General features: G+C 50.2%; 23 protein-coding genes and 2 tRNA genes. 2 read left to right on the top strand and 23 right to left on the bottom strand.

Annotated elements, in window-relative coordinates; all coding sequences use genetic code 11:
• Positions 1-60: 60 nt before the first annotated feature.
• From ACE41H_RS05610 to ACE41H_RS05565, 10 genes are all read right to left on the bottom strand, one after another.
• Complete coding sequence (locus ACE41H_RS05610; RefSeq protein WP_375353863.1) at positions 61-792, bottom strand: LutC/YkgG family protein; 732 nt, start codon at positions 790-792, stop codon at positions 61-63.
• Positions 785-2,299 carry a LutB/LldF family L-lactate oxidation iron-sulfur protein gene (locus tag ACE41H_RS05605; protein ID WP_375353862.1) on the bottom strand — a complete coding sequence of 505 codons (1,515 nt, stop codon included), beginning with the start codon at positions 2,297-2,299 and terminating at the stop codon, positions 785-787. Before ACE41H_RS05605 ends, ACE41H_RS05610 begins: the two co-directional genes overlap by 8 nt.
• Complete coding sequence (locus ACE41H_RS05600; RefSeq protein ID WP_375353861.1) at positions 2,286-3,023, bottom strand: (Fe-S)-binding protein; 738 nt, start codon at positions 3,021-3,023, stop codon at positions 2,286-2,288. Before ACE41H_RS05600 ends, ACE41H_RS05605 begins: the two co-directional genes overlap by 14 nt.
• Positions 3,024-3,108: 85 nt before the next feature.
• A complete protein-coding gene (locus tag ACE41H_RS05595; protein WP_375353859.1) occupies positions 3,109-3,867 on the bottom strand; it encodes a DeoR/GlpR family DNA-binding transcription regulator in 759 nt (252 codons plus the stop codon).
• 21 nt (positions 3,868-3,888) lie between these two features.
• On the bottom strand, positions 3,889-5,361 hold the full coding sequence (locus tag ACE41H_RS05590; RefSeq protein WP_375353858.1) for a rhamnulokinase: 1,473 nt from the start codon (positions 5,359-5,361) through the stop codon (positions 3,889-3,891).
• Positions 5,358-6,578, bottom strand: a complete 1,221-nt coding sequence (rhaI, locus tag ACE41H_RS05585) for an L-rhamnose isomerase (RefSeq protein WP_375353857.1) — start codon at positions 6,576-6,578, stop codon at positions 5,358-5,360. Before rhaI ends, ACE41H_RS05590 begins: the two co-directional genes overlap by 4 nt.
• A gap of 111 nt (positions 6,579-6,689) precedes the next feature.
• Positions 6,690-8,759 (bottom strand): bifunctional aldolase/short-chain dehydrogenase, encoded by a 2,070-nt coding sequence (locus tag ACE41H_RS05580; RefSeq protein ID WP_375353856.1) that lies wholly within the window; start codon positions 8,757-8,759, stop codon positions 6,690-6,692.
• A gap of 186 nt (positions 8,760-8,945) precedes the next feature.
• On the bottom strand, positions 8,946-9,890 hold the full coding sequence (locus ACE41H_RS05575) for an ABC transporter substrate-binding protein (RefSeq protein ID WP_375353854.1): 945 nt from the start codon (positions 9,888-9,890) through the stop codon (positions 8,946-8,948).
• A gap of 21 nt (positions 9,891-9,911) precedes the next feature.
• On the bottom strand, positions 9,912-10,931 hold the full coding sequence (locus ACE41H_RS05570; RefSeq protein ID WP_375353853.1) for a FecCD family ABC transporter permease: 1,020 nt from the start codon (positions 10,929-10,931) through the stop codon (positions 9,912-9,914).
• The gene (locus ACE41H_RS05565) at positions 10,932-11,936 is read right to left on the bottom strand and encodes a FecCD family ABC transporter permease (RefSeq protein ID WP_375353851.1); all 1,005 of its coding nucleotides are present in this window, start codon (positions 11,934-11,936) and stop codon (positions 10,932-10,934) included.
• A 208-nt stretch (positions 11,937-12,144) separates the two neighbouring features.
• Here ACE41H_RS05565 and ACE41H_RS05560 point away from each other — a divergent pair, with 208 nt between their 5' ends.
• A complete protein-coding gene (locus ACE41H_RS05560; RefSeq protein WP_375353849.1) occupies positions 12,145-12,333 on the top strand; it encodes a hypothetical protein in 189 nt (62 codons plus the stop codon).
• 318 nt (positions 12,334-12,651) lie between these two features.
• Here ACE41H_RS05560 and ACE41H_RS05555 read toward each other — a convergent pair whose 3' ends face one another.
• The 6 genes from ACE41H_RS05555 to ACE41H_RS05530 form a co-directional block, all read right to left on the bottom strand.
• Positions 12,652-14,535 carry an Ig-like domain-containing protein gene (locus ACE41H_RS05555; protein ID WP_375353848.1) on the bottom strand — a complete coding sequence of 628 codons (1,884 nt, stop codon included), beginning with the start codon at positions 14,533-14,535 and terminating at the stop codon, positions 12,652-12,654.
• 138 nt (positions 14,536-14,673) lie between these two features.
• The gene (locus ACE41H_RS05550; protein WP_375353846.1) at positions 14,674-15,084 is read right to left on the bottom strand and encodes a hypothetical protein; all 411 of its coding nucleotides are present in this window, start codon (positions 15,082-15,084) and stop codon (positions 14,674-14,676) included.
• A 17-nt stretch (positions 15,085-15,101) separates the two neighbouring features.
• Complete coding sequence (locus ACE41H_RS05545) at positions 15,102-15,770, bottom strand: uracil-DNA glycosylase (RefSeq protein WP_375353845.1); 669 nt, start codon at positions 15,768-15,770, stop codon at positions 15,102-15,104.
• 102 nt (positions 15,771-15,872) lie between these two features.
• Positions 15,873-15,958: transfer RNA gene (locus tag ACE41H_RS05540), tRNA-Leu, on the bottom strand.
• A gap of 115 nt (positions 15,959-16,073) precedes the next feature.
• On the bottom strand, positions 16,074-16,229 hold the full coding sequence (locus ACE41H_RS05535) for a hypothetical protein (protein ID WP_375353843.1): 156 nt from the start codon (positions 16,227-16,229) through the stop codon (positions 16,074-16,076).
• Between the two features lie 72 nt (positions 16,230-16,301).
• The gene (locus ACE41H_RS05530; RefSeq protein ID WP_375353842.1) at positions 16,302-16,625 is read right to left on the bottom strand and encodes a YnfA family protein; all 324 of its coding nucleotides are present in this window, start codon (positions 16,623-16,625) and stop codon (positions 16,302-16,304) included.
• Positions 16,626-16,811: 186 nt separating this feature from the next.
• Here ACE41H_RS05530 and ACE41H_RS05525 point away from each other — a divergent pair.
• A tRNA-Ile gene (locus tag ACE41H_RS05525) sits at positions 16,812-16,885 on the top strand.
• Between the two features lie 55 nt (positions 16,886-16,940).
• On the opposite strand, the gene ACE41H_RS05520 is transcribed toward ACE41H_RS05525, so the two are convergent.
• The 7 genes from ACE41H_RS05520 to ACE41H_RS05490 all read right to left on the bottom strand — a co-directional run bounded on the left by ACE41H_RS05520 (position 16,941) and on the right by ACE41H_RS05490 (position 23,149).
• Complete coding sequence (locus ACE41H_RS05520; protein ID WP_375353840.1) at positions 16,941-18,149, bottom strand: ATP-grasp domain-containing protein; 1,209 nt, start codon at positions 18,147-18,149, stop codon at positions 16,941-16,943.
• 82 nt (positions 18,150-18,231) lie between these two features.
• Complete coding sequence (locus ACE41H_RS05515; RefSeq protein WP_375353839.1) at positions 18,232-19,440, bottom strand: ATP-grasp domain-containing protein; 1,209 nt, start codon at positions 19,438-19,440, stop codon at positions 18,232-18,234.
• Positions 19,437-20,228, bottom strand: a complete 792-nt coding sequence (locus tag ACE41H_RS05510; protein WP_375353838.1) for a metallophosphoesterase family protein — start codon at positions 20,226-20,228, stop codon at positions 19,437-19,439. Before ACE41H_RS05510 ends, ACE41H_RS05515 begins: the two co-directional genes overlap by 4 nt.
• Positions 20,225-21,238: a hypothetical protein gene (locus ACE41H_RS05505; protein ID WP_375353837.1), complete on the bottom strand. Its 1,014-nt coding sequence runs from the start codon at positions 21,236-21,238 to the stop codon at positions 20,225-20,227. Before ACE41H_RS05505 ends, ACE41H_RS05510 begins: the two co-directional genes overlap by 4 nt.
• A complete protein-coding gene (dcd, locus tag ACE41H_RS05500; protein WP_375353835.1) occupies positions 21,235-21,756 on the bottom strand; it encodes a dCTP deaminase in 522 nt (173 codons plus the stop codon). The genes ACE41H_RS05505 and dcd overlap by 4 nt, the downstream gene beginning before the upstream one ends.
• 21 nt (positions 21,757-21,777) lie before the next feature.
• Positions 21,778-22,320, bottom strand: a complete 543-nt coding sequence (locus tag ACE41H_RS05495) for a dCTP deaminase (protein WP_375354040.1) — start codon at positions 22,318-22,320, stop codon at positions 21,778-21,780.
• A 40-nt stretch (positions 22,321-22,360) separates the two neighbouring features.
• Positions 22,361-23,149 (bottom strand): class I SAM-dependent methyltransferase, encoded by a 789-nt coding sequence (locus tag ACE41H_RS05490; RefSeq protein ID WP_375353834.1) that lies wholly within the window; start codon positions 23,147-23,149, stop codon positions 22,361-22,363.
• Positions 23,150-23,219: the final 70 nt, after the last annotated feature.

Below are 23,219 nucleotides of genomic sequence, written 5' to 3'. Positions count from 1 at the left end.
GGTCTGTCTTCTGTGAAAGTACATCGCTAGACGTTTTTCTTATATTTACGGCTATATTGATCACGAGCCCCCAATGATCAAAGCATAGACAATCCCCGGTCCATGAACACCGATTGTCAGGTCATTCTCGATGTCCGATGACCGGCTCGGGCCTGAGATAAAGTGAATGCCTGCCGGAAGCTTCTCATGCCCCGCCCGGTCGAATTCCATGAGGATCTCCCCTAGCCTAGTCTTCAGCCGCTCTACCGGAACAAGAATGATGAGCACAGTGGGAAGAAGGCTTACGGAGCGGCCTTTGTGCGGCGCAGAAAGCACAGTCACCGAACCGGTATAAGCCACAGCATAATCCGCCATAACAACACCGAAGTCCGCGGCGGCCGCTTTGGCTTTCCAGGAATCCGCAGAATCCACGTTCCAGACAGAGATGTCCGCGCCGGGAATGGCCGATTCCAGCTCAAGCGCCGCCAGCTCCGGCTGGTCCTGCCTGAGAATGGCTCTTGCACCCATTTCGGCTGCTTTATCGGCAATAAAGGCGGCTGCCTCCTTCATCGTCCCCAGTCTGGCTACATGTCCGCCCACACTGCTGAAATTGGCGGCAAAGCGGTCGATCCGCTCCTGCTCGCTCCACTCGAACGCCTGCCAGAACTCCGGCGCACCCCGCAGCGGATGGGGCGGTGGTTCCGTCAGGCGCGGCCGCTTCAGTCTGGCGGCAATACCGTTCATAAACTGCTCCTGCCTTGCGCGTGATTCGCCCTCCATCCGGTCCAGCCAAGCCTGATGCTTGCTATTCATGCCGCTCACCCCTTTCCCGCTGCCGTAAAACAGCCTCCAGCCGGTTTTGCAGCGCCGGGTCCGGCTGCGGAAGCGAGCTTTGTACCTCGCGGTCCAACTCCTCCCACCGCTGACGGAAGCTTCTCTTCGCAAGGGACGGTGCAACCCTGTAGTTGTTCCAGCCTTTTAACGGACCTAGCTTCAGGGTAATCCCCCCGCCGTCCCGGACGAAGGGCTTTTGCCCAAATTGACCCATTCGCACCGCTGCGCTGAACCGCTTCGAGTTGGCTGCTACGGCCGCAAAACCCTTCATACCGATCGTTTCCAGCCTGTTGCCGTGTCCGCTCTCAACCTTGCGCCGCCGCAGATAGACAAGCATATCGTGCAAGGGGATTTTTACGGGACAGGCTTCATAACAGGCGCCGCACAGGCTGGATGCGCTGGCAATGTCGTTCCATTCGGCCACATTGCCGTTCAGCGCCGGAGTCAGCACGGCACCGATCGGCCCGCTGTAGGTTCCGCCATAGGCATGGCCGCCGATATGACGGTACACCGGACAGGCATTGAGGCAGGCTCCGCAGCGGATGCAGTTCAGCAGCTCCTGGAATTCCGGATCGCCAAGCTGGTTGGAGCGTCCGTTATCCACAATGATGATATGCATCTCCTCCGGACCATCCGCATCACCGGTCCGGCGCGGGCCTGTAATGCCCGACATGTACATCGTCAGCTTCTGGCCTGTTGCCGAACGCGGCAGCAGCGTCGCCATCACTTCCAGATCGGCCCAGGAGGGGATGATGCGCTCCATGCCCATGAGGGTGATTTGTATCCGGGGCACAGTGGACACCATGCGCGCATTGCCTTCATTTTCAAACAGCACCATCGATCCCGTCTCCGCAATCGCAAAGTTGCAGCCGGTCATGCCGATATCTGCCGCGAGAAATTTTTCCCGCAGCTTTCTGCGCACAAATCCCGCCAGCACGGTCGTGTCTGCCTCCAGCTGCTCGCCTGCTTCCTTCGACAACAGCTCAGCGATCTGATATCTGTTCTTATGAATGGCCGGAATGACGATATGAGAGGGCGCTTCGCCCGCAAGCTGAATGATATACTCTCCTAGATCCGTCTCGATCGTTTCGATGCCTGCCTGTTCAAAGGCTTCGTTCAGATGCAGCTCCTCCGACACCATCGATTTCGATTTGACTGCGCTGCGGGCCTCGTTATATGCCGCAATGTCCAAGGATATCTTCACCGCATCGGCCGCCGTATCGGCAAAATGAATATGCACCCCGTTTGCGCGGGCATTTTCCACAAACAGGTTCAGATAATAGTCAAGATGGGCGATCGTATGCAGCCGGATCTGTCGTCCCCGTTCCCGCCACTCCTCCCAGTTGCCATGCTCCTCGGAAGCCATCTTTTTACCGTTACGCAGCCGTTCGGTCGTGAATTTCACCGCATTGCGCAGAAATTCATCCTTCAGCGCCTGACTGGCCCGATCCTTCACGTCAACGGCCATCGAATTACGTGCGCTCATGCTGTATCACTCCTTCATAAAGCAGTTCTGCCAGATGCATGACCCGGACAGGCTCGCTCCGGTAGCGTAAATTACCGGCAATATTCATCAGACAGGCCATATCCAGTCCGACCAGCACGGAGGCTTCCGTCTCCAGAATATGATCCGCCTTCTCCGTGACCATTGCCCCCGAAATATCGGGCATTTTCACAGCGAATGTGCCACCGAAACCGCAGCAGTCCTCCGCAAAAGGAAGCGGTACCAATTCAAGTCCCTGCACGCTGCCCAGCAGCTGCATTGGCTCATCTCTGACACCAAGCAGGCGGCTGCCGTGGCAGGACGGATGATAAGTCACTTTATGAGGAAAAACCGCCCCCATATCCGTCACCCCCAGGACTTGCACGAGAAACTGCGTAAACTCATACGTTTTTTCTTCCAGACGCTGCGCCTTCTCCAACCAGTATGGCTCATCCTTGAACAGCTCCGGATAGTGATGAATCATGTAGGTGCATGACCCTGAAGGGGAGACGACGAAATCGCTGTCATCAAACGCTTCCAGCAATGTTTTGGCGGCTGTGCGCGTCTCCTCCCAGTACCCGCTGTTGTAAGAGGGCTGTCCGCAGCATGTCTGCACCCTGGGGAACTCCAGCCGAATCCCGTACCTTGCCAGCAGCCGCACCATCGCTTCCCCGACCTGCGGGTATATGGCATCACTCAAACAAGTGATAAATAACGAAACCTTCATATGATCACACCTCTTTTGTGTAAACGTCCCGAAATGGAGAAAAAGCCAAACCCGGACCGTTCCGGGCTTGGCTCAGACTGTATAGCTATACTATCGTCACGGGAATGGAAAGCTCGGCCAGCCCGGCCAGCACCTTGTCCTCGATTCCCCGGTCCGTAATCATACTGTCGACCTGCTTCATGTCCATCACATGGGTGAAGGCCTGCTGTCCGAATTTACTTGCATCAGCCAGCAAAATGACCTGATCCGCGATCCCCACCATTTTCTGCTTCACCCTGGCCTGCAGCTCGTTGGATTCGCTTACCCCACGGGTGAGATGTACTCCTTTGCACGACAGGAACAGTTTATCCACATAATAAGCATCCAGGGAACGCTCGGCCAGAGGACCGACATAAGACAGGGAGCGCTTGGCGAGCAGGCCACCGGTGGATAAGACATCAATTTTTTCCTTGCCGCTCAGTTCAGTCGCCACCCGAATCGAATTCGTCAGTACGGTCAGGGGAACATCGGGCAGTCTGGATGCCATATACCACGCCGTCGAGCTCGCATCAAGCAGGATGCGGTCATTCGGCTGAATCAGCTTCACCGCTTCCTCCGCAATGCGCCGCTTCTCTTCCGCATGCATAATCTCACGCTCTGAAAAAGGAAGCTCCGGCTGCTCATCCTTCACACTGACCGCGCCCCCATGCGAGCGCCGCAGCTTGCCAGCCTCCTCCAGCCGGTCAAGGTCCCTGCGGATCGTCTCCTCCGTTACCTCGCACAACACGCTCAGCTCCGATACCCGTATACTTCCTCTTTCGTTGACCAGCTGCACTATTTTTTCATATCGTTCTGCGACCAACATGTTACACTTCACTCCAAACCGTTAATCTGCAAGCCCTGCAATCTGCCGAAAACAGCCGTATGCCTCTTCCCACGCCTCCCTGCCGGAAGGCTCATAAGTCACCACCGGGAAAGATTCACGAATCACCTTCCGTGCCTCCCAAATATCCGAGAAGACCCCCTGTGCGATCCATTGCACCGCCAAATTGCCGACGGCGCTTCCTTCCGCCGGACCGGCCCATACCGGTTTGCCGATGGAATCGGCCGTCCATTGACAGAGCAGCGTATTCTGAATGCCGCCACCCACCATATGAAGACCGTTAAAGCGCTGATTGGACAGCTTTTCCGTCAGCTCCAAAACATAGCGGTATTTCAAAGCCAGGCTTTCAAATATGCAGCGGGCCAGCTCGCCCGGTCCGTCCGGCAGGCTTTGGCCTGTTGACCGGCAGTATTGCCGGATGCGTGACCTCATATCACCTGCGTGCAAAAACAATTCATCATCAGGATCAATGAAGGCGGCAAAAGCAGGGGCTTGTTCTGCTAATTGGACTATTTCGGTAAAGGAGTAAGCAAGTCCTTCCCGCTCCCATTCTCTTTTTAGTTCCTGGATGATCCAAAGGCCCATAATGTTTTTCAATAAACGGAAGCTGCGCCCTACGCCGCCTTCATTGGTAAAATTAAAGCGCAGCGTTTCTTCGTTAATTACGGGGCGGTCCACCTCCGTCCCCATCAGAGACCAGGTGCCACAACTGAGATAGGCAAATGAGCGCTCAAGCGCAGGCACGGCGGCAACGGCGGAAGCTGTATCATGCTCGGCCGCAGTGAGTACAGGAATGGCCTCAATACCGAGATCTGTCATGATAGAGGAGCGGATTCTTCCCGCCTCCGTCCCGGGATCAGCCACCCGCCCAAACCAGGAGCCAGGTATTCCGATACGGTTGATAAGCTCCCAGTCCCAGTCTCCTGACAGCGGATTATACAGCTGCGTGCTGGTGACATTCGTAAACTCATTCAACATTTCCCCGGTCAAAAAGTAACGCAGCAGATCCGGAATCATGAGAAAACGGTCCGCTTCCCTCATTAGAGGAGATCCTGCCTGCTTCATGGCCGCCAGCTGGTAAATCGTATTAAACGTAAGAAACTGGATACCTGTTCTTTCGAAAATATATTCCTTCGGGACCGACTGAAACATGCTCTCCATGACCCCATGTGTGTGCCAGTCCCGGTAATGGTAAGGATTGCCCAGCAGCTCCCCGTCTCGGCCGAGCAGCCCAAAATCGACCGCCCACGAGTCGATGGCAAGGCTCTGCGGCTGCACTCCCAGATGCTTCGTCTTCAGCAGCCCCTGCTTGATTTCATGATAAAGCCGTAAAATATCCCACTGCAGCCGTTCTCCGACTTTGACCGGGTCATTGGCAAAACGGTGAACCTCCTCCACCTCGATCCTTGAGCCGGTCAGGCGGCCGAGCAGCGCCCTGCCGCTGCTCGCCCCCAGGTCGTAGGCCAGAATGTTCACCAGCTTGCACCGCCTTTGCCTCTGCCCAGAATGTCGTTCGGATAGCTATCCGAGAGATAAGCTTTCATCGGATCAGCCGGCAGTCCCTGTTCCTCACGCACCGCCTGCAACAGCGGGGTTACATCAAATTCAAACGCTTTGCGCACAGCATCCTCCGCGCCCAGCACATCCCCCCGGCCAGCCGCATCGGCCACCTCGTCATGATTGATCAGTAGCGCCTTGGCGTACTGGGTCTGCACATTCAGCACAGAGCGGATCATGGCAGGTATTTTCTGCTCGATATTATGGGATTGATCGATCATGTAGGCAATACCGTCTACCGAGCTCTGGATCGCCGTATCCTCGTCATTGGCCGCGTTCAGGATCTGATAAAAGATCAGAAACAGCTCATAAGGATTCACCGAACCCACGATCAGATCATCATCCGCGTACTTGTAACTGTTAAAATGGAATCCCCCCAGCCGCTGCTCATCAATCAGATAAGCGACGATATGCTCGATGTTCGCGCCGGGAAGATGATGCCCGGTGTCCACCAGCACCGCCGCTTGCGGCCCAAGCTTGACGGCATAATTGTAAGCCATGCCCCAGTCCGCAATATCTGTGTGATAAAATGCAGGCTCAAACGCCTTGTATTCGATCAGCATACGCATTTCAGGTGTAAGCGCTTTATACATTTCGCTGAGCGCTTCCAGCATCCACCGTTTGCGGCGGCGGATATCCCCCTGTCCCGGATAGTTCGTGCCATCCGCAAACCATAAGCTTAAATCCTTCGAACCCGTCTCCTTGGCGACATCCACACACTCCAGCAAATGACCGATCGCTTTGCGGCGAATTGCCTCATTGCTATTGGTCACGCTTCCCAGCATATAATCATCGTCCTGAAACAGGTTCGGATTCACTGCCCCAATGCGCAACCCAAAACTTTCCGCATGACTGCGCAACTTACCGTAGTCCTCCACCTTATCCCATGGGATATGGATGGCTACCGAGGGGCATAACCCGGTGACCTTGTGCACCTGTGCAGCATCCTCCAGCTTCTCGAAGGGATTTCGCGGCACCCCTGTTTTTTGAAAAACCTTAAAGCGTGTGCCGGAATCCCCGTACCCCCAGGAAGGGGTCTCAATCTTAAGCTCCTTCAACCGGGCTTTCACTTCTTCAAGACGGATACCTCGTGCCTGCTGCTGCTCTTCGAACAAGGCGTAAGCTTTGTCGCTCATATTGAATCCTCCTGAACCTTCGTAATATTAAATCAGCTGTCCGACGGTTTCCGCGACTGGATCGCTGTCAACCGCCGGCATGGATGAAATTCCGGCTGCTCCTGTGCCTGCTCAGCGGGTAAACGCCGCTGGCACACCGCCGTCAATGGTCAGCATACAGCCAGTTGTTTTCTCCGCTTTGGATGAGGCAAAGAAGGCGATGCCCTCTGCGATATCACGCGGGTAAATATTAACGAGCAGCGTTGTCCGTTTCCGATAGTACTCTTCAAGCTGATCCGGCTCGATCCCATAGGCTGCCGCCCGTTCATTGCGCCAATTGGAATTCCAGATTGCAGAGCCCTGCAGGATGGCATCGGGCAGAATCGTATTGACCCGGATTCCGTACTGCCCGCCTTCCGCCGCAATACAGCGGGCCAGATGCGCCTCCAGCGCTTTGACGGAGCTGTAAGCCGTAGCGTTTTTGCCTGCATAGACGGAGTTTTTGGAGCCCACGAACACCATGCTGCCACCCAGCGCCTGCTCCTTCATCAGCTTGAACGCCTCGCGTGCCACAAGGAAATAACCGGTGCCCAGCACGTTGATATTCAGATTCCATTCTTCTAATGAGGTTTCATCAAATGGGCTTGAAGTGGCCAACCCCGCATTGTTGACGATAATATCCACCCCGCCATACGTCAATGAAGCTGCTGCGTACGCGGCTTTCACCTGTTCCTCATCCGTGACGTCCATTTTAACGGCAATCGCTCTCATTTCCCCGTACTTGGCGTTAATGTCAGCCGCCACCTTCTCGGCTCCGTCCAGATTAAGGTCGGCCAGCACAACATGAGCTCCTTCCTCGACAAACCGCCGCGCGGTTTCGCTGCCGATGCCTCCGGCACCGCCCGTAATAAAAGCGACTTTGCGGGAAAATTCCGCCTCAGCAGGAGCCAGGGACAGCTTATACAGCTCAAGCGGCCAATATTCCACATTGTAGGATTCATTCTCGCTTAAAGAGACGAAGCTTCCCAGGGCAGTTGCACCGCGCATGACCGCGATGGCTCTGTGATACAAAGCGCCGCTGACTTTGGAGTTGACCCAGCTTTTGCCCGTGTTGATCATGCCGAGCCCCGGTATGAGAATGACGCGCGGAGCGGCTTCGAACATGACGTCACCTTCATTTTTGTTGCGTTCAAAATAAGCTTTATACTGTTCTTTATATGCCGCAATGCCTTCAGCCAGCAGCTTTTTTAGTCCTTCTATATCTGCGGCGTCCGGCGTCCAGTGGATATACAGAGGCACCACCTTGGTATGTACAAGATGATCCGGACAGGCCGCACCGACCTGGGAAAGCTCTGCCGCGTCACGGCTGCAGACAAATTGCAGCACATCCTCTTCATCGTCAAAGGTAAGAATCATTTTCTTCTCGTCGCTGACTGCTCCGCGAACGGACGGCAAAATCTGCCCGGCAATGCGTCTGCGATCCTCAGCTGACAATACCGCATGCTGTCTGCCGCCAAACAGCTTTTCTTCATCAACACGCCCTTCGATATAGCTCTCGGCTTCGATAATGATCTGAATTGTCTTGGCGTAGCTCACTTCCGAGGTATCTCCCCAGGTTACGAGCCCGTGCTTCTCCATTAACACTAGCTCAGCCTTCGGGTTATCCAGCACGCCCTGGGCAATCATTTTGGACAGTGTAAAGCCTGGTCTGACGTACGGCACCCATACAAACCGGTCTCCGAAAATTTCCGCAGCAATCTCGCGGCCATTATCCGCGCAGCAGATGCTGATAATCGCGTCCGGGTGCGTATGATCCACGTGCTTGAATGGAAGAAAGGCGTGCAACAGCGTCTCAATCGAAGCGCGCGGATGCTTGGCATCCACCATGCAATTAGCCAGGTAAGCAACCATCTCCTCATCAGACATTTTATCCCGCTCGAACAAGGGACGGATATCCTCCATGCGCAGACCTGTAAAATTGGCGGCTTTCATGGTGGCTAAATCCGAACCGCTTCCCTTGACATACATCACTTCCACTTCCCGGCCGCGGAAATCGTGAATGATCGTTTTGCTGGATGTATTGCCGCCGCCCCAGTTGCATACCCGACGGTCCGTGCCGATCAGGTTGGAACGGTAAACCAGCTGCTCCAGCCCCTCCGGAATTTCGGATGCTTTAGATGAGTCCCATAAGCTCTGTACCATGATTATACCTCCGAATATATGTTTTGTAATCGTTATCAAGCACTTGAATTGACTATATCATCTTTGTTTTCTTTTGAAAATAGAAAATAACAAAATAATTCAAAAGATGAAACAACTTATTTCAACAAAAAAAAGCAAAGCTGCAAAATGCCAGGACCGGCAAAACAGCTTTGCTTCATATTATTTTTATTTCTTGAACAGCTTTTCCGCGTCATCCAGTGCCATACGATGTCCGAGCGAGGAATAATCAAGCCATTTTTGTCCGTCAAGGATATAAACATGGTTATTTTTGACCGCCTTGAGCGTTTTCCACACCGGGTTTTTCTCAAGCTCCTCAAATTTGGTCTTCGCTTCTTCACCCTTGCTGATGATGACAAAAATGGCGTCCGCATCATAATCAGGCAGCACTTCCTGCGAAATCACCTGGTAGGGCTCGTCCGTGATTTGTTTTACTCCATCAGGAGGAGTTAATTTGAGATCCTCGTACATAATGGGGCCTACCGGGCGTTTCATGCCCATGACGCGCAGCTCCTTCGCCGTCATGCGGATCGCCATCACCTTGGCGTCTGACCCAAGCTCGTTGTGGAGCAGCTGGCTTACCTCTTGCGCTTTCTTGTCATATTCCTCGATGAAAGCTTTCGCTTCCGTTTCCTTGCCCACAATCTTCGCAATCCGGTTCAGATGATCCCGCCATGTGCCCGAATCCATATCTATGCTGATGGTTGGCGCAATCTTCTCATACTCGGCCAGATCCTTTCCGCCGAATTCTTTATCCACATAAATAACGTCAGGCTTCAGCGCCAGCACGGACTCCATATCAGGATCGGCAGCTACTCCCAGTTTGGCTGTTCCCTCCAGCCTGTCCGCAACATGCGGCAGAAAGTCCTTCACATCCCCACCCACGACAGAGCCTGCCGGTTTAATGCCTAATGCGAGCAAATTGTTAGTAATATGGATCGAAAGGGAAGCAATAACAGCGTCTGCAGCATGGGTTTCTGTCTCCGCTTCAGCAGCGGCACTTGAGTCAGCAGCGTTACCGTTGCTGGTGTTCTGGGACTGCGCCGGTTGGCCACAAGCGGCAAGCATAAGGATCAAAGTTAGACTAAGCAAGGTCAGCAGCATTTTTTTCATATGAGTTCAATTCCTCCAGTGTCAAGATTTCATCCTAAGCAGCAAATATAAAAAATAGGGTCCTCCGATGGCAGCTACAACCACTCCAGCCGGAACAGCGTTCGGCGTGAAGATGGAACGTCCTACCGTATCGGCGGTAACCAGAATAACTAGCCCCGTCAGGGCGGAAGCAGGCAGGAAATGGGCATTCCGCGGTCCGGCGAGCCGTCTGGCAATATGAGGGGCAATCAGCCCGATAAAGCCGATGCTCCCCGTCATGGCCACACTGGCACAGGAAACGGCAACTGCCATTATCAGCAGCACGATACGGCTCCGATTGACGCGGCTGCCTATTCCTGATGCCGTTTCATCTCCCAGTGTGAACAGATCAAGCGTTCGCGACCGGGCATAACAGAGCGGCACCAGAATTGCGACCCAGGGAAGCAGGGCTAATACATGAACCCAATCTCTTCCCCATACGCTGCCTGCCAGCCAACGAGCGGTGAAGGAATAGGTATCCTCGTCCAGTCTTAACGACAGGAACAGGGTGACGGCGCTGATGCCGGCCTCGATGGCTATACCTACGAGGAGCATGCGTACCGGGATCAGCCCCTTGAATCGATCGTAAGCCAGCAGTACGATTACCAAGGCGGTCAGCATGCCGGCCGCAAAAGTGAAGATCGGAATGAGCAGAGCGGCTGGACCCTCCATCGTCCTGAAGAAGGAAACAAACACAATCAGGCCGAATGCGGCTCCCGCATTTAGGCCCAGAATGCCCGGGTCTGCCAGCGAGTTGCGCGAGATGCCCTGCAGCACTGCTCCAGCTGTGCCTAACCCGATCCCGGCCAGCATCGTAACGAGGATGCGCGGCAGCCTGTACTCGAACAGAACCAGCTGATCAGTCTCTGTCCCTCCGCCAAACAGCACATGAAACACTTCCATTGGAGCAATCCGGATCGTACCCGTATTCAAGCTGATGATGATGACCATCAAAGCAACCAGCAGGAGGATGAGGCACACAGCCACCGCCCTTAAGGTTCTTCTTTTTTCCACACGCCTCATCTACAGCTCCCTCCTTTCCTGCCGGGCCAGATACAGGAAGAAAGGAACGCCGACAACGGCGACCATGGCGCCAATGGCAAATTCTCGCGGCGGATTGACCATTCGTGACGCAAAATCGGCCCAGATGAGCAGAATCGCCCCCCATAAGCCTGACATCGGTACCAGCAGCCGATAATCTACACCAACAAACCGGCGCACCATATGAGGCACGACAAGCCCAATGAAGCTGATAGAGCCTACGACAGATACCGAAGCCCCTGCCAGCACAACGACGGCCGCCAAGGCCATGAACCTCACCCTGCCGGTTTTGACGCCCAAATTGGCAGCTGTCTCCTCGCCCAGCGACAAAAAGTTGACCTGCCTGCTGATCACAAAGGAAAACAGCAGAGTTGCAGCAACTAGCGGGACAAGTATGCGGAGATGCTCCCATCTGACACCGGCGACTCCTCCTGCATACCAGAAGGCCAAATCCTGGCTCAGATCAAAGTAGATCGCAATACCTGTGCTCAAGGAATGCAGCATTGCGGCGACGACAGAGCCGGCAATCGTCAGCCTCAGAGACGTAAGCCCGCCCTTCGTTGATAACGCGAGCAGCATAATAAACAGCGTGCTGAGCGCCGCGCCTGCAAAGGAAATGCCCATAAGCATGGAGTAAGATATACCGGGAACCAGCGCAAAGCTGATCGCAACAGCGCAGGCCGCGCCCGCGTTTATGCCCAGTACCCCCGGGTCTGCCAGCGGATTCCGTGTCACTCCCTGCATCAGCGCACCGGCAGTGGCAAAGGCCGCACCCGTGACTGCAGCCCCGAGGACGCGCGGAAGCCGCAGATCATGAATAACAGTATGAAGAGTTACCGACGGATCATAAAAAAAGACAGCCGACCACACCGCAGCCAAATCCGCTTCCTTGGCTCCGAATGACACGGCGGCCAGTATGGTTACAGCCAATACTGCGCAGGAGAGTAAAAACCATAAGAGGGTTATGTACATTTTGCTCCGGATCATTATGTGTTTAAGCCAGCCCTCCTACGTTAATATTGATAATCATTATCATTTGACGAATATAAATATTACACTATATTAATCAACTTAACAATCTTTTTTTGCAAATGAAAGCAGGCAGCAATTTAAAATTTTAATATTTTAGGCATATGCCTATAAACTATTAGGAGCAAGCCGACGAAAAATAGAGTATAAGGAGGTTTCAAATTTTATGAATGATGAAATTAAAAAAGCCTTGGAGCAACCGCAAGCTGTCATCGTCAAACTGCTTGACGGAAGCATCCTGTTGGGGTGGCCCAAGCTTCTGCCGGACTCCTCCGCCTTCAATCTGTATGATGATAAAAGCGTGCATACCGTTTCAGTAAGAGATGTCGAGAAAGTCACAAGAGTGATTGTCTAGAGGCGTTCCGGGAATGTCCGTTAATGCAGAAGCCACCGAAACAGCCCGATAAGGGCGCACCAAAGCACCAGGCTAATGCATATTCCCCAGAACACACCTTTAAACAGCTTCATATCACCAGGCAACCTTTCCTAAGCTTTCCGTTATTATAACATGCATCCTTCCCTTACATGTCATTAGCCCATAACAATGAATAAAGCAGCACATATCATTACGGAATGCTCGGCCGAATGTATGCTTGATATACAAAGTTAAAAGCCCCGGCACATAAGCCATGGGCTTTTACTTTTACCTGAACTTTCAGTGAAGCTATTATTTTTATTTAGCCGTGCTTACTTTTACAGCAGCAGTCACATACTTCCCGCCGTAGGAAGCTTTGACCGTAGAGCTTCCTTTGGCAACGGCTTTAACAACACCGTTGCTTACCGTAGCAGCACCCGTTTTGCTGGATACCCATGTGGCCGCATCGGTTACATTTTTGCTGGCTCCATTATCATATTTCGCCGTCAGCGTTAGCACTTGGCTCGCTCCTGGAGTGAGATTCACTTTCTTACTGCTGATCACCAGCTTCTCCAGCTTGGTGGACACGATAACCTGAATCTGCACGCTCTTATCCTGGTAAGTCCCATTCAAGGTGGCGGTTCCGAAGCCGACAGCCTTGATTGTGGAGCCTTTTATAGTCGCTACCGCTGCATTAGATGTCGTCCACTTCATATTTTGGCTCAGGTTGGCTGATGAACCATCTGTAAATACGCCGGTCACCTTAATTCCTTTGCTTTTTTTCAGGTTCAGCTCCACATTGGCCGTACTGGGCGAAAGGTTCTGAATGACAGGCTCTACCTTTACGGAAGCCTTCACGTATTTTCCCATATACATCGCCTTGACCGTTGCCGTTCCCTTGCTGACCGCTTTGATCTTGCCATTTTGAACGGTTACTCTTGCGTTGGAAGCAACCCACGATACTTCATCGCTAATATCCTTGGAGGTCCCGTTCGCAAGCTGGGCCTTGACGGTCGGCAGAGAAGTTTCCTGGCCTGCCGTCAATGTATATTTGGCTTGTGAAACCGTAAGCTTCACCACTTTATATTGTGCGGTCACAGGAATTTGCACCTGCTCCCCGCCGACGGAAGCGATCAGATTTGTTGTCCCCGGAGCAACTGCGACGAGCTTACCGTTCTCCAGCTTGGCTACAGATGTGTTGCCGACTGACCAGGTAACGTCAGAGGTCACACTCCGTTTGGAGCCGTCCGCAAAATAAGCGGAGACGCTTGGAAGGGACGTCTTGCTTCCCATGATGACAGGTAAGCTCGTTTTGCTGGCCACAAGACGGTTGATGGTCGGAAGCACGGTTACCTTAACGCTTTTGCTGTATCCGTTGTAGGACACCTTCACCGTTGACTTGCCGGCTGCCTTGGCAGTGATAACCCCCTCATTTACCGACAATACAAGCGGGTCGGAACTGCTCCACACTGCCTTATCCGTTACGTCCGTCTTCGTTCCGGCAATCGATACGTCCGTCGCCTTCAACTTTTGCGAAGCTCCGCCCAGGAACATGGACAGGCTCCCGGTTTCACTTAATAAAAGCGCCTGTGACGAAGAACGCACGTACACCGTCATCCGGGTGCTGAGCCCCTCTGCACGAGCAGCTATGTATGCCACACCTTTGGCTACAGGCTTCACCAGACCGTTCTCCACCGTTGCCACCGATGTATCAGATGAACTCCAGCTTACTTTCGAAGGGGTCTCCGTCTTGCCTGATGAAAGCACGCCCGTCAGCTTTAATTGTTCCCCTTGACCGCCAGTCAGCAGATCGATTTGACCGGACGGCTCCAATGTCAGCTTCGTATACCGGGCCTTGACTTTTACGTTTTGCGCTAGAGTCTTACTGTTCCAGTAAACGGTGATTCTGGCCGTTCCTTCGGAGAGCGGTGTAACCAGTCCATTCTCCACTTTGGCAACCCCATTATTGCTGGTCGTCCATTCGGCCTCAGCGGTAACATCCGTCTTGTTAGCCGAACTGTCGACTGCCGCTACCTTTAGCTGGACCGTTTCCCCCGCAATCCATTCCTCCGGTGCCTGACTGCTCCACTCCAATGTCGCCGAACCCGTTTCCGCCGCGCGGATAATACCCGCCGGATAAACGGTCAGAAACAACAGTAATGCAGCGAGTAAATAAGCATATCTCCTGCCTGCAGCTTCCATGCACTTCTCCCCTTTTCACCTTTAGTTTAATTAGGGTAAAAATCCCAAACTATATTATCGGAAAGAACCATAATTTTCTGAAGACTTTTTAAGAAATCAGGTTCAAATTACCATAAAAATTCGTAAATGTGCATGTTATCAATAACCGCGTAAGGAGCGTACAACAAATAAATAGTCATTTTTGCTTAATTTGCGGCCGTCAGCCATTACGGCAAAATCCCGGTCATGACTCCGAATGCTCGAATTATAGGCAATAAGCCGTTCTCCCTGCCAAACCGTGACGGCGGATTGAAAATATACGGCATTATCAAACTGCAGCATGTCTGACATGACATAGCCTACGGAATGCAGTTTTGTGCGTGAACGTTTTTTGCTGTCTGTATGTAAAGGTTGAATGACATTGATCTTGTTAAAAGGAATCGACTGCATACCGGGACCAAGGATCAGGCTTTTGTCCGCATAATTCATTCGTTCCACGGTTCCGCTCACCTGTATTATTCCTTCATCCTCATAATGTACAATGACCTGACGTCCAATCCATTGTCGCATGCCGTCACCTCCGGTTGTCAGCGATTCGGTATGGCCCAATCCATCGGCTGCATACCGTGTTCTGTCAAAAACGCATTTGTGCGTGAAAAAGGTCTGCTTCCAAAAAAGCCTCGATGTGCGGCAAAAGGGCTAGGATGGCTGGATTCAATCACCAGGTGCTTTTTCTTGTCGATAAACGCGCCTTTCTTCTGCGCATGGCTTCCCCACAGAATAAAAACCGCAGGCTGCGTCCGATGATTAAGCGTCTCAATAACCGCATCCGTAAATCGCTCCCACCCGATTCCCTGATGGGACTGGGGCTGGCCACGCCGTACTGTTAGCACATTGTTCAGCATCAGCACCCCTTCCTCTGCCCAATGCACCAGGTAACCGTGATTGGGAACAGGCACTCCGAGATCGCTGTGCAGCTCTTTATAAATATTTTGCAAGGATGGCGGCACTCTTACTCCTGGCCGGACAGAAAAACTCAATCCGTGGGCCTGTCCAGGCCCGTGGTAAGGGTCCTGCCCGAGAATAACGGCTTTCGTTCCGCTGTAAGAAGTCAGCTTGAGCGCCGAGAACAGATCCTCCTTGGGCGGATAGACCTCATACTGTTTATATTCCCTCGCAAGCTTGTATCTTAAATCATTGAAATAACTTTTCTCCCGCTCCTCCTTGAGCACCTCATCCCAGTCATTGCCAAACACTTGTTTCCCCTCCCAGATGAAAAAATGTCCAAGATCTCCATAGATGAAAATAGGCCGGCTCCTTGGATCCGGAGCCAGCCTATTTCTGTTGTTACTGTGTTATGCCGAGGACCGGGCTCGAACCGGTACGGTAGTCACCTACCGCAGGATTTTAAGTCCTGTGCGTCTGCCAATTCCGCCACCCCGGCTTAAAAATACTGCGACATTTTGCTTACGTTCTTTTTATGGTCACCAATATATAATACGACATTTGAGAGGATATGGCAAGAACTTTTTTTAAATTTATCTGTTGTTGCGTATTCTTCAAAATTTGAAAATCGCCATAATCCAGCCGATAATCGAAATCCAGAGCACTGCGCTGATGAGTGTTCCCCAAAGAATGCCGGTCGCAAATCTACCCTCTCCACGAGGGCGCGCCTGCTTCAGCTTTGCCAACAGCTTCAGTTCGTTCCAATTCATGAGAACCCCTCCTTATATTCTATGTCGACATTTAAGGGGTAATTATGTAGAGCCAAAGTCACATTTGAAAAATTATGTTCTTGGCACAAGCATCACGGCGACTCCTATAAGGCATATCACGGCCCCCCACAGATCGTAAGCATCCGGAGCCTTTTTATCAACCAGCCACGCCCAGCATACAGACAGCACGATGAATACTCCGCCATATGCCGCATATACTCTTCCAAAAGAAGAAAACACCTGAAACGTGGCAACGATGCCGTAGAGAACGAGAGCGATCCCTCCGGCCAGCCCTAAATACCATGCCCGGCCTTCGCGCAGCCACTGCCAGATCAGATATCCTCCGCCAATTTCAGCAATCCCGGCCAGCAGAAATATAAAGACGGCTTTTAACATATGTCCCCTCCTTTGAAGACAAGTGTAACGCAAAAAAGGGGGACATGTACACCGGTTAAAAAACATGGGACTTCTTTTACGGGTTTTACATTTTCCAAAAAGAATCGCTTGACGAAATAACGGGCAATGTTGTATATTAATCAATGTCGCTGTTTACTTAGCTTAGTAGTCGGAAAGTCATATTTAGGGCCCTTAGCTCAGTTGGTTAGAGCGGTCGGCTCATAACCGATTGGTCGGGGGTTCGAGTCCCTCAGGGCCCATAAAAAGAAGAACCTCTGCATATGCGGAGGTTCTTCTTTTTATGGTATCAGGCTGTTAGGTTGAAAATTCCCAGTGTACCTGTTCATTGCAAAATTGCTTCAGGATAACAGATCTTTCCTGTAACTGCTCAACCGTATCGCCTACATATACTATCGCTCCGATAACATCTGTAGAATGCGCCGCGCTTTCGTACCACGCTCCTGTTTCAGCAACCCTGATATATTGTTTCACCCATTCAAAAGGAAAAGCTTCCAACTGCTTCACTAACTTCCCCTGATATTTCGGAACATAAAGCACGGCAGACAACGTTACAGGCTTATGATAATTCACTGCTGTCTCTACACCACATTCCAGTTTCACAAAAGCTTCCTTGATATCGAACCCATGGGAATAATAAATGCTTTCGGAAATCCAGCCGCCGGGTGGTCTGCTGGCAATTTCACAAAACGTAATTTCGTCCCCACTGACAAACAATTCACAGTGAAAAGCAAGCACCTCCGGTGTCGGCAATGCGTCAAGCACACGCTGGGTAAAATCTAAAGTGCGCAGGAAACAGGGATCTTGCTCCGGAACGGTCATCACAAGATAATCCGGCTCTGATTCCTGATAAAAGAGACAGCTGTTTGAATATTTATTCACGGAAGAGAAGACAATGCTTCCTTCCAAAGCGATCCCATTTACACTGTACATTTCCCCATCGACAAACGCTTCGACCATATACCCGGTCAAATCCGTATCTTCGTAATCAGCCTTCAGACTATGGAGATCCTGCTCGGTTTGGACCACAACCGTTCTCATGCCTCCAAATCCGTCAACTGGCTTGAATACAAAAGGAAACCCTGCTTTCCGGGTGAAATCTATGACATCTGTAAAGGAACGTACTGCTGCAAATTGGGGGCAGGCTATTCCCTGGTTTGAAACCAGCGTTTTCATCTGCACTTTGTTGCGGAATGCGTAGGCACTCTCAACATTTTGCCCTTGGATGCCCAACCGTTCCCTTAATTGGGCTGCCCGCAGAATATCCTCCTCTGCCAAAGCAATAATTTTTCGAATATTGTTATCAACCAAGCATTCTTCAACCTCGTCCAAAATGCTGGAAGATAAATCATTGGATACTTGCTTCGCAATCGTATAATGTGCTTTCTCTTCCGGATGAAGATGGGCTGAGAGCAGACATATATCCTCATCCACCGTAGACAACCATTTGTAATAGTCAGAGCTTCTTTTGGATTTGTGTAATATTAGAATTGCGATAGAACTCATCCTTTCTAATACCTGCCAGTAAAATAAATGGACACCCCCAGCAGCAAAAAATAGATCGTAGGATGAAATTCCTTCATCCCCCTCATTCCACTATAAACTCAAGCTGCTGTTCTATAAGTTCCAGTCGGCTTCTGGCAGCAGATTCCGTATCGCCCACGACAACCAATGTCCCGATACTATCAAAGTTGGATTCCGGTACTTTAACTTGTTGACCTATTTTGCTTACCTTAAAATGCTTTACATCCATCTGTTCCAGGATCGGCTGGTGTTGCTTTATTGAACGCAGTGTACCGTTGACGGTCGCATAAAGTATCTTGGCAGCAGCCACTTTGGAGTGAACCGGCTGAAGCTCAGGCGGCATTCCCATATGAATTTTGATAATTTCTTTTACTAAATCAATTCCTGTTGCGTAGTAAATAAGATCATGCACAGGTCCTCCACCCATGCGCGGGTTTACTTCAATGATCAAGGGACCTTTGGCCGTCAGTACGATTTCAGTATGAGCAGCGCCAAAATCAATTCCTAGCACCTGCAGGCAACGGAGCACCAATGGGATGGAGGAATCCTGGTGCTGACCAACAATCGGAAAAGCACCCGCGCTCTCGATAAAACCCGGAAACCCGATAAGCTGCCGGTCTGTTATGCCAAGCACATGGGTTGCTCCATTACAGGTTAGTGTTTCCACACTGAAAAGCTCCCCTTCAATGTATTCCTCAATAAGCAGCCTTTCACTGCCGTATAAACCCTTCCCCAAGTGCCTGTTTTCCATGTAGTCAGCATATGCTCTTTCCAGCTCCTGCGGATTATAAACACATTTGACCCCTAAGCTGCTGGCACCGTCGATCGGTTTAATGATACACGGATACCCTATTTCTTCAGCCGCCTCAAGAGCCTGCTGCAGGCTGGCCGCATTATAAAACGATGGCGAAGCAATTCCGTGCTGCTTGCATAACTCCCGTGTAATCCACTTATTTCTGGCCCTTTTGGTTGCCTCAGGGTCCATCGTTGGCACCCCGATTGCTTTTGCAGCGGCTGTAGCCGGGATAACATAGAGGTCACTGAATGACAGAACCGCATCCAAATGCTGGCGTGCATGATATTGCCGCACAAATTCCACGACCTTCTGCTCATCATAAGTTTCAACCATGAACACATCATCAACCATTGCCAGTTTTTCTTTCTGATAGAATTCCGGGGTTGTCGTCAGCAAGGTCACTTTCCAGTTCTGTTGTTTACAGAATTCAATGCCAGGCAAGTATTCACGGCTTTCTACAAACAGTATATGCTTCATCTTTGCACCTCTCTGTTGCCCGCAATCGTATGTGTCTCAGAATACAGCGGTATGGCTTCAATGACTCTGCGTTCGGTATCGTAGATCATACATCCATTTTTAAACGTGCCCTTCGATACGGTAGGCCCATGCAACCATAACAAACGATCTGGCAGCTGTACCTCTTCAAAGCCATAGTCCTTACACTGATTCTCTGTAAACAAACGCATGCCTTCAAAATGATCATTTCCTGAAAAGCTGTATAAACACTGATGGGTGATCATAAATTCCCAATGTTCTTGCAGGTCGGACGGAAAAAGAACCTCATGCGTGGAAGATCCGGTGATATCCGGGAAGGCATAGTGAGTTAACATAATATTGTAAGCACCGCAATCCATCACGACATATTCCGGTAGTGACATTAGGTAATCTTTATTTTGGGACGTTAGTAAAGAAGACAGTTCGTTGTCTTCATAAAGGTATACCTTGCCTGAAGCCAGCTGCTTGCGTATATGGAAGTCCATTCCATACCAATTTGCTGGATAGTTAAAAAAAGAGCGCTGATGCGGAATTTTGTGAACAGCATACAAATCGTGATTGCCGATGACACAAAAAGTGCAATTTTCTTTGATTATACGAACAACTTCGTTTGCGTCTCGTGAGTCCAGATAAGGGTAATAGGGCACGGAAAAACCGACGAGATCGCCGAGGCAGACAATATCATTCACATTTTTCTTTTCGAAAATAGTCAAGACTTCTTTCAACCGGATCAAATCTTCATGGATATCGGATAATATACCAATAATCATGCTTGTTCTCCTTTGACCAGATAAAAAAATAAATGCTCCCCTGACTCGGTTAATGAACCGTATTCCTCCAGTTCATAAGCCTGGGCATAATTTTTTATACATGCCGGACTGTAATGATTCTGCTTCATTAAATAACTCAGTCCGCGTAAATACGTACGAAGTATTCTGCCTCTCGTGTTAGAAGCATTCGGTTTAATGCCTTCCCTCACCAAATGAAGTACAACAGCCAATGCATCGGATAGTTTGCACGTATTTTCAAGATGAAAAGGAATAATTGTGCTGATCAAGGACGCTTCAATGGGATGACGGAGGCTGAATTTTCGTGCAAGCAAGGTGCTGATCCCAAAAGCAGTTTCGACCCCGCCTGCTTCATGCCCCTGGATATGTTCGATAACGATAAGGTTTCCTATATCCTCAAACTGGTCTCCGTCTTGCTGTCTCAGCGCAAAATTGATGTTTCTCCCTGTCCATTGCTCGTGACCGTAACGATGACGGTAATAAGTTCGTGGAAAAGCGTCCAATTCAATAACCGGACGGTCTTCAAGCTGCCGCCAAAAGTGTAGCAGATCCTCATCCACGGCAGATGCCCGTATCATCATATCCTGACTCGCGATTTCAAGTTCGTTATGCAGAAACTCCCACACCTCGCGGCAGACGTCGTTTAATCTGTTCACTGGAGACAATGTGCCGATGCTTTGAAAATAGGAAGCCCACTTCGGAATTTCCTCATCTTTCATAAGAATTCGGGAATTATGTGTACGAATACACCTTTGGACCAAATAAAAACCTCTGTCAGGAATCTCCCCGGCAAAAAGGTAAGGCTTGAGTACACTAATGGTTGACCCTATCAAGTATACACTTGAATCGATTTTTGAATTGATTGAAACAGGGGCATGCTTGACGAAACCCTTGGATTCATAATAGCTGTTAAAACGGTCTATAATGTTTTGATGATTCATTCTGATATGCTGCGCACTAAATTTGCCGCTATCCATAAGGAATGATGTCATAGACTAAAGTCCCTCCAGATTTGCGATTCGGCCGGTTCCGTGCTGCCTTGATATTTCCCGTCATACAGAACGATCTCCCCCTGAGGCTTCCAAAAGGTAACCTGCCCAATCAACATCCCTTTGTAGATACGAATAGGCTGTGTCGCATGAAGCTGCAAGGTCCAGTGATTGATGGAGCCAATATCGATCAAGTCGGCTGTGATATGAACAAAAAGCCCTAATCTGCCCGTAGAGGATCGGCCGCTTATAATCGGTACGAAGTGATTGCTCCCCATTTTTTCCAACGTATACCCCAGGTAGAGCCTGTCCGGATGTAATACCAGCCCGTCGTCAGGAATAGAGAGAATTTCGACCTCTTGCTTCACCTTGGGATCCAATACATTGTTTTTGTACACTTTAACATAATCGCCTAATCGAAAATTGATGGAGTTTGGATTTAATGAGCTCTCATCAAAGGGCTCGATAACAATTTTATGATTTAATACATTTTCTTTAATCTTCTGTCCTGTTAAAATCATATCTCTCTCCTGCCTAGTCGGCTATTTTTGAACCATTTCATTAAAAAATTCACTAACATGGGGGGAGTTAAAATTTTGATATTTACCGAGGTAGCTCTCAGAATTTTCACCTTCTATATTCCAAAAACTGACCTGGCCGATTTTCATGTCAGGATACACTTTAACCGGCTGAACGCACTTCAATTCCAGCGTCCAACAGTGCTTGGAACCGATATGCCCCAAGGAAGCGGTGATTTGCAGAAAAAGTCCAAGTCTGCCAACAGAGGAACGACCAATTAGTTGGGTAACATAATGATCACTTCCGATTTCCTCCACAGTGGAACCGAGATAAAGCCTTTTGGGCATTAATACATAACCGTCCGCATTCAATGAAATCTCGTTGTAGCTTACTTTACGCGCCGGGTCAATCACATCATCCGTAATCTCCAGCAGCTTGGGCCCAAGTCTGTAATTATAGCTGTTTGGATTGATATGCTCCTTTATAAATGGCCTGATATGGATTCTATTATTTAGAACTTGCCGTTCAATCTCCGGGCCGGTCAAAATCAATAGACTCACCTTCATCATTTATAAATTTGATCAGCTTGATCGACATCCTTCGTTGTTATCTCCGAATACCGATCAGGACGTACTCCGAGCCAAAATACTCATTCGGATCTGTTGCACCCGGAGCATTGGGCATTAATGGCGGATGCTCGGAGATGTACAGCTTATCAATGATAAAAAAAGGCTCCAACAGGGCTGCAGCATTTGCGGCACTGAGAAAAGTATGAATCAATCCTTTTTCAGGTCCTTCAGCCGGGATATAAGTCACATCCTCTAACACCTCTGTGCCTTTTTTCCAGTCTGAGGCACGTTCCGAAGAGAATGTTACAAAAAAGAGTCCACCCTTTCTCGTCGTTCGTGCCACCTCGTACACAACTTTTTTCATATCTTGCAAGGTTCCATGATTAATGACTGCTCTCGAAATCGTAATGTCAAACTCGCCATTTTCATAGGGCAAATCGGTCATTGGACATAAATTCAAGCGTGCGTTCATTTTTCTGCGTTCAAGCTCGAATTTCGTGAAGTTAATTGCATTTGTGGACAAATCACTGCCTGTCAAATCAAACCCGTACTCGGCAAAATAATAAAGGTGGCGTCCACCACCACACCCCAGATCATGCAATTTGTTTCCTTGCAGATTCGTTCTGTTTCTGAACTGTCTGCTGGGGCTGTCCAGATATGTATGATAAAAATCAACGATTTCCTCAGCAGGGTTCATTAAAATCCACTGGGGAGATTCAAAAAGGTTATGCCAACTGTTTTTTTCGCTAATATCTGCCGTATCATTGTTGTAGGAAATATTGCCGTTCAATTCTTCTTCCGTCCACATATGATTTTGTTTTAACAAAAAAATGGCCTCCTTCTATCGATGCATAATTTTTTCTTTACAATGTAAATTCAACGTTGTTTTATGTAAA

The organism is Paenibacillus enshidis (assembly GCF_042136365.1).
GTDB lineage: Bacteria > Bacillota > Bacilli > Paenibacillales > Paenibacillaceae > Paenibacillus > Paenibacillus enshidis.
The sequence above is the reverse complement of the archived record's forward strand: the minus strand, read 5'-3'. Positions and strand labels throughout refer to the sequence as shown.

What these genes read in the sequence shown, in the direction of transcription:
- dcd (WP_375353835.1), bottom strand. Translation starts at nt 21,756, where the DNA reads ATGATTTTAACAGGACAGAAGATTAAAGAAAATGTATTAAATCATAAA.
- ACE41H_RS05570 (WP_375353853.1), bottom strand. Translation starts at nt 10,931, where the DNA reads ATGAGGCGTGTGGAAAAAAGAAGAACCTTAAGGGCGGTGGCTGTGTGC.
- ACE41H_RS05580 (WP_375353856.1), bottom strand. Translation starts at nt 8,759, where the DNA reads ATGGTACAGAGCTTATGGGACTCATCTAAAGCATCCGAAATTCCGGAG.
- ACE41H_RS05510 (WP_375353838.1), bottom strand. Translation starts at nt 20,228, where the DNA reads ATGATTATTGGTATATTATCCGATATCCATGAAGATTTGATCCGGTTG.
- ACE41H_RS05595 (WP_375353859.1), bottom strand. Translation starts at nt 3,867, where the DNA reads ATGTTGGTCGCAGAACGATATGAAAAAATAGTGCAGCTGGTCAACGAA.
- ACE41H_RS05550 (WP_375353846.1), bottom strand. Translation starts at nt 15,084, where the DNA reads ATGCGACAATGGATTGGACGTCAGGTCATTGTACATTATGAGGATGAA.
- ACE41H_RS05605 (WP_375353862.1), bottom strand. Translation starts at nt 2,299, where the DNA reads ATGAGCGCACGTAATTCGATGGCCGTTGACGTGAAGGATCGGGCCAGT.
- ACE41H_RS05610 (WP_375353863.1), bottom strand. Translation starts at nt 792, where the DNA reads ATGAATAGCAAGCATCAGGCTTGGCTGGACCGGATGGAGGGCGAATCA.
- ACE41H_RS05600 (WP_375353861.1), bottom strand. Translation starts at nt 3,023, where the DNA reads ATGAAGGTTTCGTTATTTATCACTTGTTTGAGTGATGCCATATACCCG.
- ACE41H_RS05565 (WP_375353851.1), bottom strand. Translation starts at nt 11,936, where the DNA reads ATGATCCGGAGCAAAATGTACATAACCCTCTTATGGTTTTTACTCTCC.
- ACE41H_RS05530 (WP_375353842.1), bottom strand. Translation starts at nt 16,625, where the DNA reads ATGTTAAAAGCCGTCTTTATATTTCTGCTGGCCGGGATTGCTGAAATT.
- ACE41H_RS05520 (WP_375353840.1), bottom strand. Translation starts at nt 18,149, where the DNA reads ATGAGTTCTATCGCAATTCTAATATTACACAAATCCAAAAGAAGCTCT.
- ACE41H_RS05535 (WP_375353843.1), bottom strand. Translation starts at nt 16,229, where the DNA reads ATGAATTGGAACGAACTGAAGCTGTTGGCAAAGCTGAAGCAGGCGCGC.
- ACE41H_RS05555 (WP_375353848.1), bottom strand. Translation starts at nt 14,535, where the DNA reads ATGGAAGCTGCAGGCAGGAGATATGCTTATTTACTCGCTGCATTACTG.
- ACE41H_RS05495 (WP_375354040.1), bottom strand. Translation starts at nt 22,320, where the DNA reads ATGAAGGTGAGTCTATTGATTTTGACCGGCCCGGAGATTGAACGGCAA.
- ACE41H_RS05575 (WP_375353854.1), bottom strand. Translation starts at nt 9,890, where the DNA reads ATGAAAAAAATGCTGCTGACCTTGCTTAGTCTAACTTTGATCCTTATG.
- ACE41H_RS05505 (WP_375353837.1), bottom strand. Translation starts at nt 21,238, where the DNA reads ATGACATCATTCCTTATGGATAGCGGCAAATTTAGTGCGCAGCATATC.
- rhaI (WP_375353857.1), bottom strand. Translation starts at nt 6,578, where the DNA reads ATGAGCGACAAAGCTTACGCCTTGTTCGAAGAGCAGCAGCAGGCACGA.
- ACE41H_RS05560 (WP_375353849.1), top strand. Translation starts at nt 12,145, where the DNA reads ATGAATGATGAAATTAAAAAAGCCTTGGAGCAACCGCAAGCTGTCATC.
- ACE41H_RS05515 (WP_375353839.1), bottom strand. Translation starts at nt 19,440, where the DNA reads ATGAAGCATATACTGTTTGTAGAAAGCCGTGAATACTTGCCTGGCATT.